Origin of the sequence: Limnohabitans sp. (assembly GCF_017848645.1) — a bacterium.
Taxonomy (GTDB): Bacteria; Pseudomonadota; Gammaproteobacteria; order Burkholderiales; family Burkholderiaceae_C; genus Limnohabitans_A.
Genome location: NZ_JAFEIF010000018.1, coordinates 52,131 through 68,624, shown reverse-complemented (window position 1 = coordinate 68,624; position 16,494 = coordinate 52,131). Strand labels below are relative to the sequence as shown.

Genomic DNA, 16,494 nt, shown 5'->3' with positions numbered 1-16,494 from the left:
TCATCCGATGTCAGCGCAGGCGGCTGAGGCGATCGCGGGCAGTGCCCGCCGTTTCAGCCTGGGGATAGCTTGCAATCAAATCTTCCAGGGTCTTACGCGCGGCCTTCATGTCCTTGAGTTCGATTTGAACATTGGAAATGGCCAACATGGCTTCGGCTGCACGCGGATGGTTGGGCGCCATGCTCAGCAGCTTCTGGAAATTCGCCATGGACTCCCTGTAAGCCTTGTTGGCGTACTGAGCGTTGCCCAGCCAGAACAGGGCCGAGGGCACATAAGCGCTGGATCCATAACGCAGCAAGAAGGAGGACAGCGCGTTTTGCGCAGCAGGAAAATCAGCCTGGCGGAACAAGGCCATGGCTTTTTCAAACTCGGTTTTTTCAGCCGGATCGACCATCACTTCCCGGCCATCGATGGTGGCAGGCACAGGCTCGAAGCGGCGCAGGCGGTCGTCCACAGCGCTGAGCACGTCTTTTTGGCGTAACTGCAGCTCGGTCAAGTCGCGCGCCAGTCGCTCTTGCGCGCCCAGGCTTTGTGCCAACTCCGCTTTGAGGCGGTCGATCTGACCCTGCAAATCGAGCAAGGCACCGCGCAGCTGGGCAATGGCCTGGTTTTGTGTTTGATTTTGAGACTGGGCATTTTGCTCGATCAGGGCACGTGTGGCATTTTGGGATTGCTCCAGACGCTGGCGCAAATCCAGGATGGCCCGACGCGCTTCATCGTCTCCGCCAAACAAAGCCGCTTGCGCCGGACTTGACAAGCCCGCCAAGACAAGGCTCAGCGCCATGGCAGCACGGTGCCAGCCAGATCGAACGTGTTGCATGACAGGCCTCAATAACGGATTTCAACGCGGCGGTTTTGCGCCTGATCTGCTTCGGATCCGCCGGTGGCCAAGGGCTTTTCCTTGCCAAAGCTCACGGCTTCGAGTTGCGATTCGGGCACACCCAACAAGCTCAGCGCCTGGCGCACCGCATCGGCACGTTTTTGACCCAAGGCCAGGTTGTATTCACGGCCACCACGGTCATCGGTGTGGCCTTCCAGATTGGCTTTGCGCTGCTTGTTGGCTTGCAAAAACTGGGCATGCGAAGCAATCACGGGACGGGCTTCGGGGCGAAGAACAAAACTGTCGTAATCAAAAAACACGACATGGGCAATGCCGACAGGGCCTTGACCTGCCGAGGATTGACCGACCGTCACAGGCGCTACGCTGGTTTGCGCGCCACCCTGACCAGCACCAATGCCTTGAACGCCTACGCCGCTGGATGTGGCCGATTTGTCTTCCACAGGCACGTCATCGAGCTTGACACCCGAGGCACATCCCGCCAAAACCGCAGAGACCAACAACAACGACCCAAAATGCTTTTTCATACTCAACCTCATGGATAAAACAAAACTGAAACTCAGACCTCAGGGACGCACCGGACCCCAATGCGGCTCGCGGATATCGCCGCCCTGACCGGCCAAGCGGGCTTTGATGCGACCGTCCAGCGTGGTGGTCATCAAGGCCTCGCCGCCTTGTTGTGTGGCATAGACCAGCAAACGGCTGTTGGCTGCAAAACTGGGGCGCTCATCGGCGTTGGTGTCCGTCAGCGCTGTGACCTGGCCTGTGGCCAACTCCATCAAGTGCAGCCGAAAACCGCCAGGCAGGCGCGAGACGTAGGCCAGCCAGCGGCCATCGGGGCTGATGGCCGGCGAGATGTTGTAGTTGCCCGAAAACGTCACCCGGTCGGCCGGGCCGCCTTGGGCAGGCATTTTGTAGATTTGGGGGTTGCCGCCACGGTCGCTGACAAAATACAAAGTGTTGCCGTCGGGTGAAAAAGCGGGCTCGGTGTTGATGTTGCCCGAAGTCAGGCGCTGAGGCTCACCGCCTTGCAAAGAGACCCGGTAAAGCTGCGAGCCACCATCGCGGCTGAGCGTGGCCACAATTGAGCGGCCATCAGGGGCCCAGGCCGGCGCACTGTTGGAGCCTTTGAAATTGGCCACCACCCGGCGCTGGCCCGTCGCGAGCTCATGGACATACACCACGGGCTTGCGGGACTCAAAAGACACATAGGCCAGTTGGGCACCATTGGGCGACCACGATGGGGAAATGATGGGCTCAGGACTGCTGAGCGCGGAGCGTGCCCCCTCCCCATCGGAGTCGGCGATCCAGAGGCTGTAGCGGCCACTGGATTTGGTGACGTAGCTGATGCGCGAGGTAAAAACGCCGGGCGTGCCGGTCAGCTGTTGGTAGACCCAGTCGGACACTCGGTGGGCCGACAAGCGCAGGTCGGCAGCGGTGACGTTGTCTTTGAAATCCGACTTTTCCTGGCCCTTGACCGCGTCCCACAAACGGGCACGCACATCGTAGCGGCCATTCGCCAAACGTGTGACCGATCCGGCCACCAGGGCCTCGGCCGACAAAGGCCGCAGAACGGCCCAATCCGGGCGGCTCATCTCGTCAAGCGCCAGACTCGCTGCGGGCAAGGGCTTGAACTGGCCGCTGCGGGCCAGGTCGGCTTGCACAATCTGGGACAGCTTCTGGCTGGCCTGGGCTTCGCCCTTGAAAGGGGCCACCAAAACGGGCAACTGTGTCAGTCCGACGCCCGTGACCTCGACCCGGAACTGCGCCAATGCGCTGCTGGCGACCAGTGAAAACCCGAGCAAAGTCAACAGCGAACCCAAATGGCGGACAAGCGAGGTGGACAGGTTCATGTGCATCAACGGAATGGAAGTGGCCTGAAGAAAGGGCTGATCGTACACCGTGAAGAGCCCGTTTTGACCGATGGCCTTGATGCCATGGTCAAAGTCTAGCCATTGGCTGCGGCTCAAGTTGAAATCACGACCCACAACTTGGGGGCCGACGCAGGGCTTGGAGCAGGCCAGCCGAGCACCTGATGGATGCCAGCAGCAGCTCGGCTGCAGGCCTGCTTACAATCGCCCAACCCATGTCTGAAGCCCAACCCGACCCCACGCCGCCCACGGGCTTCGCCCCACAGCCGGGCATTGCCCAGCGCTTGTTGCGCCTCAAACCCTATTTTTGGCGTCAGCGCAGCGTCTGGGCGCTGGCCATTGGGGCCACCTTGGTCGCCGCCTTGACCGAGCCCCTGATTCCCGCCTTGTTTCAGCCTTTGCTGGACAACGGTTTTGCCCAAAACAGTTTGCCGCTGTGGTCCATCCCGCTGGTGGTCATTGGCCTGTTTGGTCTGCGTGGTCTGGCGCACTTTGTGGCGCAGTACGCACTGGCGCGCGTGACCAACGACGGCATGGAAAAACTGCGCAGCGACCTGTTTGGCAAACTGGTGCGGGCCGATTTGTCGCTGTTCAGTCGGCAATCGGCCAGCGCCTTGTCCAACACCGTGGTCTATGAGGTGCAAATTGGCGCATCTCAGCTGGTTTCGGCCTTGATCGGCTTGACCCGCGACGGCTTCACCTTGCTGGCCCTGATCGGTTATTTGATGTGGCTGAACTGGCAGCTCACGCTGGTGGTGTTCACCGTGGCGCCGGGTCTGAGCTGGATCATGAAAGTGCTGTCTCGCCGCTTGTATGGGCTGACCAAGGAAAGCCAGAAAGCCACAGACGACCTGGCCTACGTGGTGGAAGAAAACGTGCTGGCCCACCGCATGGTGCGCCTGCACGGGGCGCAGGCCCAGCAAATTGGGCGCTTCAATGCGCTGGGGCAGCGGCTGCGGCGCCTGGCCCTCAAATCCACAGCGGCATCGGCCGCCATGACACCTCTGACACAAATCATGGCAGCGGTGGCCCTGTCCTTGGTCTTGGTGATCGCACTGGTACAAAGCCGCGAGCCTGGATCGGGAGCCACGGTGGGTGGTTTTGTGGCCTTCATCACAGCCATGCTGATGCTGATTGCCCCCATCAAGCGCTTAGCCGATGTGGCCAACCCCATCACCCGGGGCCTGGCCGCACTGGAGCGAGGGCTGGCCCTGATGCACGACGCCCCCGAAGAAAGCCAGGGCGAGCACCGGGTGCAGCGCGCAAAAGGTGCCCTGGAATGGCAAGACGTGAGCATGCAGTTCAACCCGGACGGTGAACCGGCTTTGGCACAGATCCATTTGAGTGTGCGGCCCGGCGAGACGGTGGCCCTGGTGGGCACCTCCGGCGCAGGCAAAACCACACTCATTCAGTTGCTGCCGCGCTTTTTGAACCCGAGCAGCGGACAGATTCTCCTCGACGGCGTGCCACTGCCGCAGTGGCAACTGGCCAGCCTGCGCCAACAGCTGGCCATGGTCAGCCAGGATGTGGTCATGCTCAACGACAGCCTGGCCGTCAACGTGAGCTTGGGCGACACACCCGACCGCGCTAAAGTGCAGCAATGCCTGCAAGCGGCCAATTTGTGGGCCCATGTGCAAACCTTGCCCCAGGGCATGGACACCCTGCTCGGCCACAACGCCAACCAGCTCTCGGGGGGCCAGCGCCAGCGCCTGGCCATTGCCCGCGCCTTGTACAAGGACGCGCCCATTTTGATTTTGGACGAGGCCACCTCGGCCCTGGACAACGAATCCGAGCGCCTGGTGCAAGACGCCTTGCAAAAACTCATGCAAGGCCGCACGACCTTGATCGTGGCGCACCGCCTGTCCACCATCGAGCACGCCGACCGGGTCATCGTGATGGAGCGCGGCCGCATCGTGGAACAAGGGGCTCCAGCCGAGTTGCTGGCGCAAGGCGGCGCTTATGCGAGGCTTCACCACCGAGGTGAATGGGCCAGCGAAGCACCTGATGGGCCGAGCTCGCTTAGCTGAGGCTCCTCAAAGCAGCACGATGTCGTACTGCTCCGGCCCCATGGAGGCCTCGACCTGCAGTGAAATCGGCTTGGCAATGAAGTCCGACAAACCCGCCAAGTGCTGGCTTTCTTCGTCCAGCAGCAAATCGATCACGGCCGAGGTGGCCACGATGCGGAACTCGCGCGGGTTGAACTGCCGCGCCTCGCGCAGGATCTCGCGCAGGATGTCGTAGACCACCGAACGCGGCGTCTTGACAATGCCCTTGCCCTGACAGCTGGGACAAGGCTCACACAGCATGTGGGCCAGCGACTCGCGGGTGCGTTTGCGCGTCATCTCCAGCAAACCCAAAGATGAAAAACCGCCCGCCATGGTCTTGACGCGGTCACGCGAGAGCTGTTTGCGAAACTCGGCCAAGACTGCTTCCTGGTGCTCTGGCCGGGCCATGTCGATGAAGTCGGCAATGACGATGCCGCCCAAGTTGCGCAGGCGCAGTTGCCGCGCAATGGCTTGGGCGGCTTCGAGGTTGGTCTTGAAGATCGTGTCCTCAAAGTTTCGCGCGCCGACATAACCGCCCGTGTTCACGTCCACCGTGGTCAGCGCCTCGGTCTGGTCGATGATCAGGTAACCGCCCGATTTCAAATCCACCCGGCGGCCCAGTGCCTTGGCGATTTCTTCGTCGATGGCATAGAGGTCAAAAATGGGGCGCTCGCCCTTGTACAGCTGCAAGCGCTCGGCCGCTTTGGGCATGAACTCCTGGCCAAAGGCCTGCAGCTTGGCAAACTGCTCCTGCGAGTCGATGCGGATGCTTTGTGTGGCCTCTCCCACCAAATCGCGCAGAACCCGCTGCAAGAGCGTCAGGTCCTGGTGCAGCAAAGACGCTGGCGGCAAGCGCAGCGAGGCCTCTTTGATGCGGGCCCAGGTCTTGCGCAGGTAAGCGATGTCCTCGCTCAACTCTTCGTCGCTGGAGTCCTCGGCGTTGGTGCGCAAAATAAAACCGCCCCCGGCCTGGCCCACCAAGGCCTGCAGCCTTTGGCGCAGCGCATCGCGCTGGTCAGACGGGATTTTTTGGGACACGCCGATGTGGTCGTCTTGCGGCAAAAACACCAGATGGCGGCCCGCAATGCTGATTTGCGTGGACAGGCGCGCGCCCTTGGTGCCCATAGGGTCCTTGATGACCTGCACCATGATGGCGCGGCCCTCGAACACCTGCTTTTCAATGGGCACCAACGGCTGGCCCGTGCGGGCGGCTGCGGCCTCGCCTTCGGCGTGCTTTTGCCACACATCGGCCACATGCAAAAAGGCCGCTTTGTCCAGACCGATGTCGATGAAGGCCGATTGCATGCCCGGCAAAACCCGAGCCACTTTGCCCAGGTACACATTGCCCACCAAACCGCGCTCGAGCGTGCGCTCGACATGCAGCTCCTGCACCGCGCCAAACTCCACCACGGCAACCCGGGTTTCCTGGGGCGACCAATTGACCAAAATATCTTGTTGCATGGTGGGCATCAGCTGGGGGGAATGTGAAAACAACTCGTATAAAAATGCAGTGCCGTCAGCGCTATGGCTTTCGCGAACACTCAACAGCGCACGCCCAAAGATCGCAGCAAAGCAGCGGTCTCGAACAGCGGCAAACCCATGATGCCTGAATAACTGCCCCGAATCTGCTCAATATGGGCAGCCGCCTTGCCCTGCACCCCGTAGGCTCCAGCTTTGCCCATGGGCTCTCCCGTGGCCACATAGGCACGGATTTGCGCCGCGGTCATGGGCGCGAAGCGCACCCACGATTGGGACACCGTCGCCACCCGTTGGTGCCCTTTTTGTGCGGCAACGGCCGTCAACACGCGGTGGGTCTGGCCAGAGAGCATTTTCAGGATGCGCACGGCATCGTCTTCATCCACCGGTTTGCCCAAAATTTCCCGCCCCAGGCACACGGTGGTGTCGGCACAGAGCACGGGCGCGGCAGGCAGGCCCTGGCGCTTCATGCGCTGCACGGCGGCGTCGAGTTTGAGCCCCGTGACACGCGCCACATACCGTGCAGGCGCTTCCGCGCCGCGCACGTCTTCCAAAGACTCGGCGTCTTCGTCTGGCCCGGCCAAAAGCAGCTGGTGGGCCACCCCGATTTGGTCGAGCAGCTGACTGCGCCGGGGGCTTTGGGAGGCGAGGTAGATGAAGTCGCTCATTCGCGGTGGTAGGGGTGGTTGGCGTTGATGGACCAGGCGCGGTAGAGCTGCTCGATCAACAGAACTCGGGCCATGGCGTGGGGCAAGGTCAGGTCAGACAAGCGGATGCGCTCGTGCGCGGCATGCCGGAACTCCGGCTCCAGCCCGTCTGGGCCGCCAATGACCAAAGCCACATCGTCACCGCCGAGTTGCCAGCTGGTCAAGCGGGTGGCCAAGGCTTGGGTGGTCAAGTTACTGCCGCGCTCGTCGAGCACCACGATGCGGGTGCCGCGGGGGATAGCCGCTTCGATGCGCTGGCGCTCAGCCGCGTAGAGGTTGGGCAGGGTTTTGGAGCCCCGGGGCTCGGTTTTCACGGCCTTGAGCTCGACCTTGAGCTCAGGCGGAAAACGTTTGGCGTAGTCGTCCCAAGCGGTCTGCGCCCAATCGGGCACGCGCAGGCCGACCGCAACGATCAGCAGCTTCATGCAGGATCAATCGGCTTTGCGGCGGGTGGTCGCTTGCACAGCCTTGCGCGCCGGGGCCTTTTTGGCTGCGGGTTTGGCCGACGACTTGGCCGCCGCTTTGGCGGCAGGCTTGGCCGTGGGCTTGCCCACTGTCTTCACCGTGGGCTTGCTGGTGGGGCTGCTGGATTTCGTCGGCGACTTGGCCGCTGTTTTGGAGGCGGCGGTTTTGGCCGCAGTTTTCGCAGGTGCCTTGGCCGCTGGTTTGGCGGATTTGGCCGGTGCCTTCAAGGCGGGTTTGGCCTTGGCTGCAGATTTGGCAGCGGGTTTGGCGGCCGACTTCATGGCAGCAGGTGTTTTGGCAGCGGTGGATTTGGCCACTGCTTTGCCGGTGGCTTTTTTCGCCACCGAATTCTGGATGTGGCCCTTGACTTCGGCCGTCGCTGCGGGCTTGGGCGCACCGAACTTCAAGCGAACAGGCGTGCCGCCCCAGATTTCTTCGAGGTTGTAATAGGTGCGGATGGTGGGCTGCATGACGTGCACCACGGCCTGGCCGCAATCCACAATGATCCATTCGCCGTTGTCTTCGCCCTCGATGCGGGGTTTGCCAAAACCTGCGTTTCGCACTTTGTCACGCACGCTGGCAGCCAGCGCTTTGGTTTGACGGTTCGAGGTGCCCGAAGCGATGATGACCCGCTCAAACAGCGAGGACAGGTGTTCGGTGTCAAACACCTGGATTTCTTGGGCCTTGACGTCCTCCAAAGCGTCCACAATGGCACGCTGGAGTTTCTGGATGTCTTTTTTGGCGGCGTTTTCGGTCATCAATGGAGCCTGTAAAGGTGGTGTTCGTGAATATAGCGCTCAACAGCGGGGGATACCAAGCCCGTCAGGGCCTGCTCTGTGGCCGCCAGCACACGGATGTCCGTGGCACTGTGAGGCATCAGCGGCATGTCCAGAGTGCGAATGCGCGCTTGCAGCGTGTCAGAAAGGGGTGGGTTGGTGGGTGCAGTGCCTGATTCTTCGTTCCAGGCACGCACGGCCATATCACGACCTGCGGCGCAGATTATAGCGATGCGCCCAATTTCGCCGATTTGGTGCCAGGCGGGCAAGGCGCGCCGCTGGTCGTCGCCCAGCAGCAAATACAGTTGCGCCTGGGGGTATTCGGTCTGCAACTCGCGCAGGGTGTCCACCGTGTAGGTGGGTCCGGTGCGCTGAATTTCCCGCTCGTCCACCACCACTTGCGGCACAGGCGCAAAGGCCAAACGCGTCATGGCCAGGCGGTGCTCGGCATCGCTCAGGTTGCGCGGTTTGTGCCAGGCTTGGCCCGTGGGCAGCACACGCACCTGGTCGAGCTGCAGCTGGGTGATGGCCGCTTCGACCAAGGCCACGTGGGCCCGATGCGGCGGATCGAACGCTCCGCCAAAAACGCCCAGGCGCTGCACATGGGCTGGGTCGTTTTGCACGGAAGATGGCAGCTTCAAACCCAGTCCTTGGGCACCAGAAAGTGGCTGAGCAAGCGCTCCTCCGGCGAGCCTGCCTCGTCCTGGCGCTGGTACGACCAGCGCACCTCGGGCGGCATGGACAGCAGGATCGATTCTGTACGGCCACCGGACTGCAAACCAAAATGCGTGCCCCGGTCCCAGACGAGGTTGAACTCGACATAGCGGCCACGGCGGTAGAGCTGAAAGTCACGTTCGCGCTCGCCATAAGGCGTGTCCTTGCGGCGCATCACGATGGGCATGTAGGCCGTCAGCAGTGAATCGGCCACGCTTTGCAGCATGGCAAAGCTCTGGTCCATGCCCAGCTCGGAAAAGTCGTCGAAGAAAATGCCGCCCACGCCGCGCTGCTCACGGCGGTGTTTGTTGCAAAAATAATCGTCGCACCAGGTTTTGAAACGCGGGTGCAAGGCCTCGCCAAACGGCGTCAAGGCGTCTTTGCAGGTCTGGTGAAAATGCACCGCGTCTTCGTCAAAGCCGTAATAAGGGGTCAGGTCCATGCCGCCACCAAACCAGGCCACGGGCGCCCTGCCCTCGGGCTTGGCCGCGATCATGCGCACGTTCATGTGCACCGTGGGCACATAGGGGTTGCGCGGGTGGAACACCAAGGACACGCCCATCGCCTCAAAGGCCGAGCCGGCCAACTCTGGGCGGTGCTGGGTGGCCGAGGGCGGTAACTGCGGGCCCGTGACGTGCGAAAAGCCGCAGCCAGCGCGTTCAAAAATGGGCCCGCCTTCCAGAATCTGGGTGATGCCATTGCCCTGGAGTTTTTCACCCGGGTCTTTTTGCCAGGCATCGGTCAGAAAAGGGGTGCCATCCAGGTCGGTCAGCGCCCCGGTGATGCGGGACTGCAAGCCGACCAGGTAGTTTTTGACGGTGCCGAGTTCAAAAGGGGTGCTCATGGTGGATTGGGACGTTAAATAGGTTCAGAAAATCTTCATCGTTTCAGGCGGGCAGATTCGTCCGCTTGGCCAGGGCTCCAGGGGAGTATGGGGCCCATCTGGTGTTCGTGGAAGCCTTTGACACCCTCAAAGACCTGGGCCATGTGGGCGTAATCGCGCTCGACCTGGCCCGTCAGATCGTAAAAGTCCACCACGCTGAAGCGGCGCTGACCCCAGTCGAGCTTGACGAGCGCCAGGGGCACTTGCGCGCCCAAGGCCAGTTGGTAAAAACCGCTGCGCCAACCCGGCGTGAAGCTGCGCGTGCCCTCTGGGGCCAGGCCCAACCAAAGCAATTGGTCGTTTTGTTTGTACTGATCGAACACATGCACCATTTGCCCGACCACGCCGCGAGATGAGCTGCGGTCAATCGGGATGCCGCCCACCCAGCGCATCCAGGCACCGATCACCGGAAGCTTGAACAGCGAGTCCTTGCCCCAAAAGCGCGCCGGAACGCCCAGCGCCCATTTGGCCAACATGCCGATGGGGAAATCCCAGTTGCTGGTGTGCGGGTAAACGATCGCCACACCTTGGCGGGCAGGAAAGCCCTCAAAGTCCAGGCGCCAACCGAGCATTTTTAAAGTCCAACGCGCCAGACGGGAGCCTTGGAAGGTCACAGGATGGCGGGTCAAAGGGCTCATGAGGGGCGTTGGTGCTTCAGTTTCTGATGGCGCGGTAGCCGATGTCCTGGCGCATCTGCATGCCATCAAAGGCAATGGGAGTGGCCGTTTGGTAGGCTTTTTGCTGTGCCTGCTTGACCGAATCGGCCAGCGCCGTGACGCACAGCACACGCCCCCCCGAAGTCAGGATTTGGCCCTCTTTCTCGGTGGTGCCCGCATGGAACACCATGGCATCCTCTTGGTCCTTGGGCAGGCCGGTGATGGCATCGCCCTTGCGCGGGTTGAGCGGGTAACCGGCCGCGGCCATGACCACACCCAGCGCGACACGGCGGTCCCATTCCATGTCCAATTGCCCCAGACCTTCTGACGTTGCGGCCAGCAAAACCTCCAAAAAGTCCGACTTCAGGCGCATCAAGATGGGCTGGGTCTCGGGGTCACCCATGCGGCAGTTGAATTCCAGGGTCTTGATGCGGCCTTGCGGATCGATCATCAGGCCCGCGTACAAAAACCCGGTGTAGTTGATGCCGTCTTTGTCCATGCCGCGAATGGTCGGCAAGATGACTTCGCGCATGGCGCGGGCGTGCACCTCGGCCGTGACCACAGGTGCAGGCGAATAAGCGCCCATGCCGCCGGTGTTCGGGCCCACGTCGCCGTCTTGCAGGCGTTTGTGGTCCTGGCTGGTGGCCAGAGCCACCACGTTTTTGCCATCGCACAGCACCATGAAGCTGGCTTCTTCGCCTTGCAAAAACTCCTCGATCACCACCCGAGCGCCGCCAGCGTTGTGGGCCACACCCAGGGTGTTGTCCAGCAGCATGAAGTCAATCGCCTCATGCGCCTCGGCCAGCGTCATCGCCACCACCACGCCTTTGCCCGCCGCCAGGCCGTCGGCCTTGACCACGATGGGGGCGCCTTGGCGGTCCACGTAAGCGTGCGCCAAGGCGGCATCGGTGAAGGTCTCGAATGCGGCCGTGGGGATACCATGGCGCTGCATGAAGGCCTTGGAAAAAGCCTTGGAACTTTCCAACTGGGCTGCTGCCTGCGTGGGGCCAAAAATGCGCAGACCATGCGCCCGAAAATCGTCCACGATGCCCGCCGCCAAGGGGGCTTCGGGGCCCACCAAGGTCAGGCCAATGCCGTTGTCCAAGGCCCACTGGCGCAGCAGCGCCAAATCTGTGATCGGCACATTGACCAGGTTTTTATCTTTGGCCGTGCCACCGTTGCCCGGTGCCACATAGACCTGCTGCACTTTGGGCGACTGCGCCAGTTTCCACGCCATGGCGTGCTCACGACCACCACTGCCAACGACCAATACTTTCATCCAACTTCCTTAATCTTCAAATTCGGCGTTGTGGAAAACGTTTTGCACATCGTCCAAGTCTTCCAATATATCCAATAATTTTTGCATTTTGGCCGCTTCATCGCCGGACAAAGACACAGAATTTTCGGCACGCCAGGTGACTTCGGCCATCTCGGCCACCAGACCGGCGGCCTCCAGCGCGTTTTTCACGGCTTCAAAGTCAGCGGGTGTGGTCAAAACCTCGATCGCGCCTTCTGCGTCGGTGAGCACGTCCTCTGCACCGGCTTCCAACGCCACCTCCATGACACGGTCCTCCGAAGTGCCGGGGGCAAAAATCAGTTGACCGCAGTGCTTGAATTGAAACGCCACCGAGCCCTCGGTGCCCAGGTTGCCGCCGTGCTTGCTCAAGGCATGGCGCATTTCGGCCACGGTGCGCACGCGGTTGTCGGTCATGGTGTCCACAATGATGGCCGCGCCGCCAATGCCGTAGCCTTCGTAACGGATTTCCTCGTAGCTCACGCCTTCCAGGTTGCCCGTGGCCTTGTCCACGTTGCGCTTGATGGTGTCGGCTGGCATGTTGGCCGCCTTGGCCTTTTCGATGGCCAGACGCAGGCGAGGGTTGGCGCTGGCATCGCCACCGCCCGTGCGGGCCGCGACCATAATTTCACGCACCACCCGGGTCCAAATGCGTTGCCTTTTTTCGTCTTGCCTGCCTTTGCGGTGCTGAATATTTGCCCATTTACTGTGGCCAGCCATCGGGAATTCCTTGAATGTTGATTTAACCTAGAGGCTGGATTTTACTTTTCACTCCGAGGAGGAGATTTTCGATGGCTGATCCCATGTTGATTGCTCAAAACGCCCGAGCGCAGTGTCACCTGCTGCCGGGTCTCGCCAACCGCCACGGCCTGATCACGGGGGCCACCGGGACGGGCAAAACCGTCACGTTGCAAACTCTGGCCGAGAGCTTTTCGCGCATCGGTGTGCCGGTCTTCATGGCCGACGTCAAGGGCGATCTGACCGGGGTCAGCCAGGCGGGCAAGATCGGCGACAAGCTGGCCGCCGTGCTGCAAGACCGTGGACTGTCACTGCCCGAGCCTCTGGCCTGCCCCACCACCTTGTGGGACGTGTTTGGCGAGCAAGGCCACCCGGTGCGCGCCACCATCTCGGACATGGGTCCCTTGTTGCTCACGCGCATGCTGGGCCTGAACGACACGCAAGCCGGGGTGTTGAACCTGGTGTTCAAGATCGCCGACGACAACGGCTTGCTGCTGCTGGACATGAAAGACCTGCGGGCCATGCTGCAGTACGTGGGCGACAACGCCAAACAGTTCACCACCGAGTACGGCAACATCAGCGCCGCCAGCATCGGGGCCATCCAGCGCGGCCTGGTGCAAATCGAGACACAAGGCGGCGACCAGTTCTTTGGTGAGCCCATGCTCAACATCGAAGACTTCATGCAGACCGACGCCCAAGGTCTGGGGGTGGTGAACATCCTGGCGGCCGACAAGCTCATGAACTCGCCGCGCCTTTACGCCACTTTTTTGCTGTGGATGCTGTCCGAGTTGTTCGAGGTATTGCCCGAAATCGGCGACCCGGTCAAACCCAAGCTGGTCTTCTTTTTCGACGAGGCGCACCTGCTGTTCAAGGACGCGCCGGCAGTCCTGGTCGAGCGCATCGAGCTGGTCGTGCGCCTGGTGCGCTCCAAGGGCGTGGGGGTGTACTTTGTCACGCAAAACCCACTGGACATCCCCGACAGTGTGCTGGGGCAGCTGGGCAACCGGGTGCAACACGCCCTGCGCGCCTACACCCCGCGCGATCAAAAAGCCGTGAAGTCCACCGCGCAAACCATGCGCCCCAAAGCGGGCCTGGACATCGAAGCGGCCATCACCGAGCTGGCCGTGGGCGAGGCCCTGGTGAGTTTTCTGGACGCCAAAGGCCGCCCCTGCCAGACCGAGCGCGTGTTTGTGCTGCCCCCGGGCAGCCAGCTGGGCCCCATCACCGCCGCCCAACGGCAGGCGCTGGTTCAGGGCTCGTTGGTGGCCGGGGTGTACGAACAAGCCCAGGACCGTGAGTCCGCTTATGAGCGCATCAAGGGCCAGGCCACGGCGACCGGCCAAGCCAGCGCCACCAACCCCTTGCCGGGCCAGGCACCGGCTGCAACCGAACCTGCCAGCGGCGGCCTGATGGGCGGCTTGAGCGACATGCTGTTTGGCAGCACCGGCCCCCGGGGTGGACAGCGCGACGGTGTGGCGCAAATGGTGGTCAAAAGTGCTGTACGCACTGCGGGTTCGGCCATTGGCCGGGAAATCGTGCGTGGCGTGCTGGGCAGCTTGCTGGGTGGGGGGCGGCGCAGATAAGGGCGCCGCTTCGGTGCACCACAAAAAAAGGCCCTCACGGGCCTTTTTTGCACCTGGCCCTCGAAACCGGGGCCAGGCTTGGGGCTCGCAGGTCTTAACCCGCTGTGGCTTCTTCCGGCTCGGCGGGCTCCGCGCGTGATGCTCGGCTGTCCTTTTTCGGGTTGGGTGTGATGTCCAACAGCACCTCGTCCTTGGCATCGATGTCCACCGTGAGGCGCCCACCGTCGGTCAGGCGACCGAACAGCAACTCGTCGGCCAGGGCCTTGCGGATGGTGTCCTGGATCAGGCGCTGCATCGGGCGAGCGCCCATGAGCGGATCGAAACCCTTCTTGCCCAGGAACTTGCGCAAGGCGTCGGTGAAGGTGACTTCCACCTTTTTCTCGCCCAATTGCGTTTCCAGCTGCAACAAGAACTTGTCGACCACGCGCAAGATGATTTGCTCATCCAGCGGTTTGAAGCTCACGATGGCGTCCAGACGGTTGCGGAACTCGGGCGTGAACAGGCGCTTGATGTCGCCCATTTCGTCCCCGGCCGCGCGCGGGTTGGTGAAGCCAATGGTGGCCTTGTTCATGGTCTCGGCCCCCGCGTTGGTGGTCATGATGATGATCACGTTGCGGAAGTCGGCCTTGCGCCCGTTGTTGTCGGTCAAGGTGCCGTGGTCCATGACCTGCAGCAGCACGTTGAAGATGTCCGGGTGGGCTTTTTCGATTTCGTCGAGCAAGAGCACGCAGTGCGGCTTCTTGGTCACGGCTTCGGTCAACAGGCCGCCCTGGTCAAAGCCCACGTAGCCCGGAGGCGCGCCGATCAGGCGGCTCACCGCATGGCGCTCCATGTACTCGGACATGTCAAAGCGGATGAGCTCGATGCCCATGATGTAGGCCAGCTGTTTGGCCGCCTCGGTCTTGCCCACGCCCGTGGGGCCCGAGAACAAGAAGGAGCCAATCGGCTTGTCGGTCTTGCCCAAGCCTGAGCGGGCCATCTTGACGGCAGACGCCAGCACTTCGAGCGCTTTGTCCTGCCCAAACACCACCGATTTGAGGTCACGCTCGATGGTCTGCAGCTTGCTGCGGTCGTCGTTGGACACGTTGGCCGGGGGAATGCGGGCGATCTTGGCGACGATGTCTTCGATCTCGGACTTGCCAATCGTCTTTTTGCGCTTGGAGGGGACCTGGATGCGCTGGGCGGCACCGGCTTCGTCGATCACGTCAATCGCCTTGTCGGGCAGCTGGCGGTCGTTGATGAACTTGGCCGACAACTCGGCGGCAGCTTGCAAGGCGGCAATGGTGTATTTGACGCTGTGGTGGTCTTCAAAACGGCTCTTGAGGCCTTTGAGGATGTCCACCGTCTCGGACACCGTGGGCTCGACCACGTCCACTTTCTGGAAACGGCGAGACAGGGCGGCGTCTTTTTCGAAAATACCGCGGTACTCGGTGAAGGTGGTCGCGCCGATGCACTTGAGCTGGCCGCTCGACAGGGCAGGCTTGAGCAGGTTGGATGCGTCGAGCGTGCCACCTGAGGCTGCGCCCGCACCGATCAAGGTGTGGATTTCGTCAATGAACAAAATGCCATTGGGCTTGTCCTTGAGCGACTTGAGCACGCCTTTGAGGCGCTGTTCAAAATCACCCCGGTACTTGGTGCCTGCCAGCAGTGCGCCCATGTCCAGCGAATACACCGTGGCTTCGGCCAGGATGTCTGGCACGGTGCCCTGCGTGATGCGCCAAGCCAGGCCCTCGGCAATCGCCGTCTTGCCCACACCGGCCTCGCCCACCAGCAGCGGGTTGTTCTTGCGGCGGCGGCACAGGATCTGGATCGTGCGCTCGACTTCGTATTCACGGCCAATCAGCGGGTCGATCTTGCCTTCTTTGGCGGCCTGGTTCAGGTTGTTGGTGAACTGCTCCAGAGGCGAGGCTTTCTCGTTGCGCTCACCACCGCTGGCCTCTTCGGACTCGGAGTTGGCGGGTGCGTCGGATTTGGCGGCCTCTGGCGGGTCACTCTTGCGGATGCCGTGGGCGATGAAGTTGACCACGTCCAGGCGGGTGATGCCCTGCTGGTGCAGGTAATACACGGCGTGCGAGTCTTTTTCGCCAAAGATCGCCACCAGCACATTCGCGCCGGTCACTTCCTTTTTGCCGTTGCCGGTGGACTGGACATGCATGATGGCGCGCTGGATCACGCGCTGGAAACCCAAGGTGGGCTGGGTGTCCACCTCTTCGGTACCCGCCACTTGGGGCGTGTTGTCCTTGATGAAATTGCTCAAGGCCTTGCGCAGATCGTCGATGTTGGCGGCGCAAGCGCGCAGCACTTCGGCCGCACTGGGGTTGTCCAGCAGGGCCAGCAACAAGTGCTCAACGGTGATGAATTCATGGCGCTGCTGACGGGCTTCAACAAAGGCCATGTGCAAGCTGACTTCCAATTCTTGGGCAATCATGTGATTTCCTTATGCCTTGC

15 protein-coding genes are annotated in these 16,494 nt (G+C 61.8%); 2 read left to right on the top strand and 13 right to left on the bottom strand.

Annotated elements, in window-relative coordinates; genetic code table 11:
• Positions 1-10: 10 nt before the first annotated feature.
• From ybgF to tolB, 3 genes are read right to left on the bottom strand one after another with little or no spacing between them, the layout of a single operon-like run.
• Positions 11-820 (bottom strand): tol-pal system protein YbgF, encoded by an 810-nt coding sequence (gene ybgF, locus QZ190_RS04795; protein WP_291914110.1) that lies wholly within the window; start codon positions 818-820, stop codon positions 11-13.
• Between the two features lie 8 nt (positions 821-828).
• Positions 829-1,365, bottom strand: coding sequence for a peptidoglycan-associated lipoprotein Pal (gene pal / locus QZ190_RS04790; RefSeq protein ID WP_291914107.1), 537 nt, complete (start codon positions 1,363-1,365; stop codon positions 829-831).
• 39 nt (positions 1,366-1,404) lie between these two features.
• Positions 1,405-2,691 carry a Tol-Pal system beta propeller repeat protein TolB gene (tolB, locus tag QZ190_RS04785; RefSeq protein ID WP_291914150.1) on the bottom strand — a complete coding sequence of 429 codons (1,287 nt, stop codon included), beginning with the start codon at positions 2,689-2,691 and terminating at the stop codon, positions 1,405-1,407.
• 233 nt (positions 2,692-2,924) lie between these two features.
• On the opposite strand from tolB, the gene msbA reads away from it, so the two are divergent.
• Positions 2,925-4,736 (top strand): lipid A export permease/ATP-binding protein MsbA, encoded by a 1,812-nt coding sequence (gene msbA / locus QZ190_RS04780; protein WP_291914105.1) that lies wholly within the window; start codon positions 2,925-2,927, stop codon positions 4,734-4,736.
• Positions 4,737-4,742: 6 nt separating this feature from the next.
• On the opposite strand, the gene rng is transcribed toward msbA, so the two are convergent.
• The 9 genes from rng to QZ190_RS04735 form a co-directional block, all read right to left on the bottom strand.
• Positions 4,743-6,215, bottom strand: coding sequence for a ribonuclease G (gene rng, locus QZ190_RS04775; protein WP_291914103.1), 1,473 nt, complete (start codon positions 6,213-6,215; stop codon positions 4,743-4,745).
• Positions 6,216-6,295: 80 nt separating this feature from the next.
• Positions 6,296-6,898, bottom strand: a complete 603-nt coding sequence (locus QZ190_RS04770; protein WP_291914101.1) for a nucleoside triphosphate pyrophosphatase — start codon at positions 6,896-6,898, stop codon at positions 6,296-6,298.
• Positions 6,895-7,362: a 23S rRNA (pseudouridine(1915)-N(3))-methyltransferase RlmH gene (gene rlmH, locus QZ190_RS04765; RefSeq protein ID WP_291914099.1), complete on the bottom strand. Its 468-nt coding sequence runs from the start codon at positions 7,360-7,362 to the stop codon at positions 6,895-6,897. The genes QZ190_RS04770 and rlmH overlap by 4 nt, the downstream gene beginning before the upstream one ends.
• Positions 7,363-7,368: 6 nt before the next feature.
• Positions 7,369-8,160 (bottom strand): ribosome silencing factor, encoded by a 792-nt coding sequence (rsfS, locus tag QZ190_RS04760; protein ID WP_291914097.1) that lies wholly within the window; start codon positions 8,158-8,160, stop codon positions 7,369-7,371.
• Positions 8,160-8,819, bottom strand: a complete 660-nt coding sequence (nadD, locus tag QZ190_RS04755) for a nicotinate (nicotinamide) nucleotide adenylyltransferase (RefSeq protein WP_291914095.1) — start codon at positions 8,817-8,819, stop codon at positions 8,160-8,162. The genes rsfS and nadD overlap by 1 nt, the downstream gene beginning before the upstream one ends.
• Complete coding sequence (gene hemF, locus QZ190_RS04750; protein WP_291914092.1) at positions 8,816-9,736, bottom strand: oxygen-dependent coproporphyrinogen oxidase; 921 nt, start codon at positions 9,734-9,736, stop codon at positions 8,816-8,818. The genes nadD and hemF overlap by 4 nt, the downstream gene beginning before the upstream one ends.
• A gap of 35 nt (positions 9,737-9,771) precedes the next feature.
• Positions 9,772-10,413 carry a 1-acyl-sn-glycerol-3-phosphate acyltransferase gene (locus QZ190_RS04745; RefSeq protein ID WP_291914090.1) on the bottom strand — a complete coding sequence of 214 codons (642 nt, stop codon included), beginning with the start codon at positions 10,411-10,413 and terminating at the stop codon, positions 9,772-9,774.
• Positions 10,414-10,429: 16 nt separating this feature from the next.
• Positions 10,430-11,710 (bottom strand): phosphoribosylamine--glycine ligase, encoded by a 1,281-nt coding sequence (purD, locus tag QZ190_RS04740; RefSeq protein WP_291914088.1) that lies wholly within the window; start codon positions 11,708-11,710, stop codon positions 10,430-10,432.
• 9 nt (positions 11,711-11,719) lie between these two features.
• Complete coding sequence (locus QZ190_RS04735; protein WP_291914086.1) at positions 11,720-12,445, bottom strand: YebC/PmpR family DNA-binding transcriptional regulator; 726 nt, start codon at positions 12,443-12,445, stop codon at positions 11,720-11,722.
• A 71-nt stretch (positions 12,446-12,516) separates the two neighbouring features.
• Between QZ190_RS04735 and QZ190_RS04730 the strand changes: the two genes are divergently transcribed.
• Positions 12,517-14,046, top strand: coding sequence for a helicase HerA-like C-terminal domain-containing protein (locus QZ190_RS04730; RefSeq protein WP_291914084.1), 1,530 nt, complete (start codon positions 12,517-12,519; stop codon positions 14,044-14,046).
• 94 nt (positions 14,047-14,140) lie between these two features.
• On the opposite strand, the gene clpA is transcribed toward QZ190_RS04730, so the two are convergent.
• On the bottom strand, positions 14,141-16,474 hold the full coding sequence (gene clpA / locus QZ190_RS04725; protein ID WP_291914083.1) for an ATP-dependent Clp protease ATP-binding subunit ClpA: 2,334 nt from the start codon (positions 16,472-16,474) through the stop codon (positions 14,141-14,143).
• Positions 16,475-16,494: the final 20 nt, after the last annotated feature.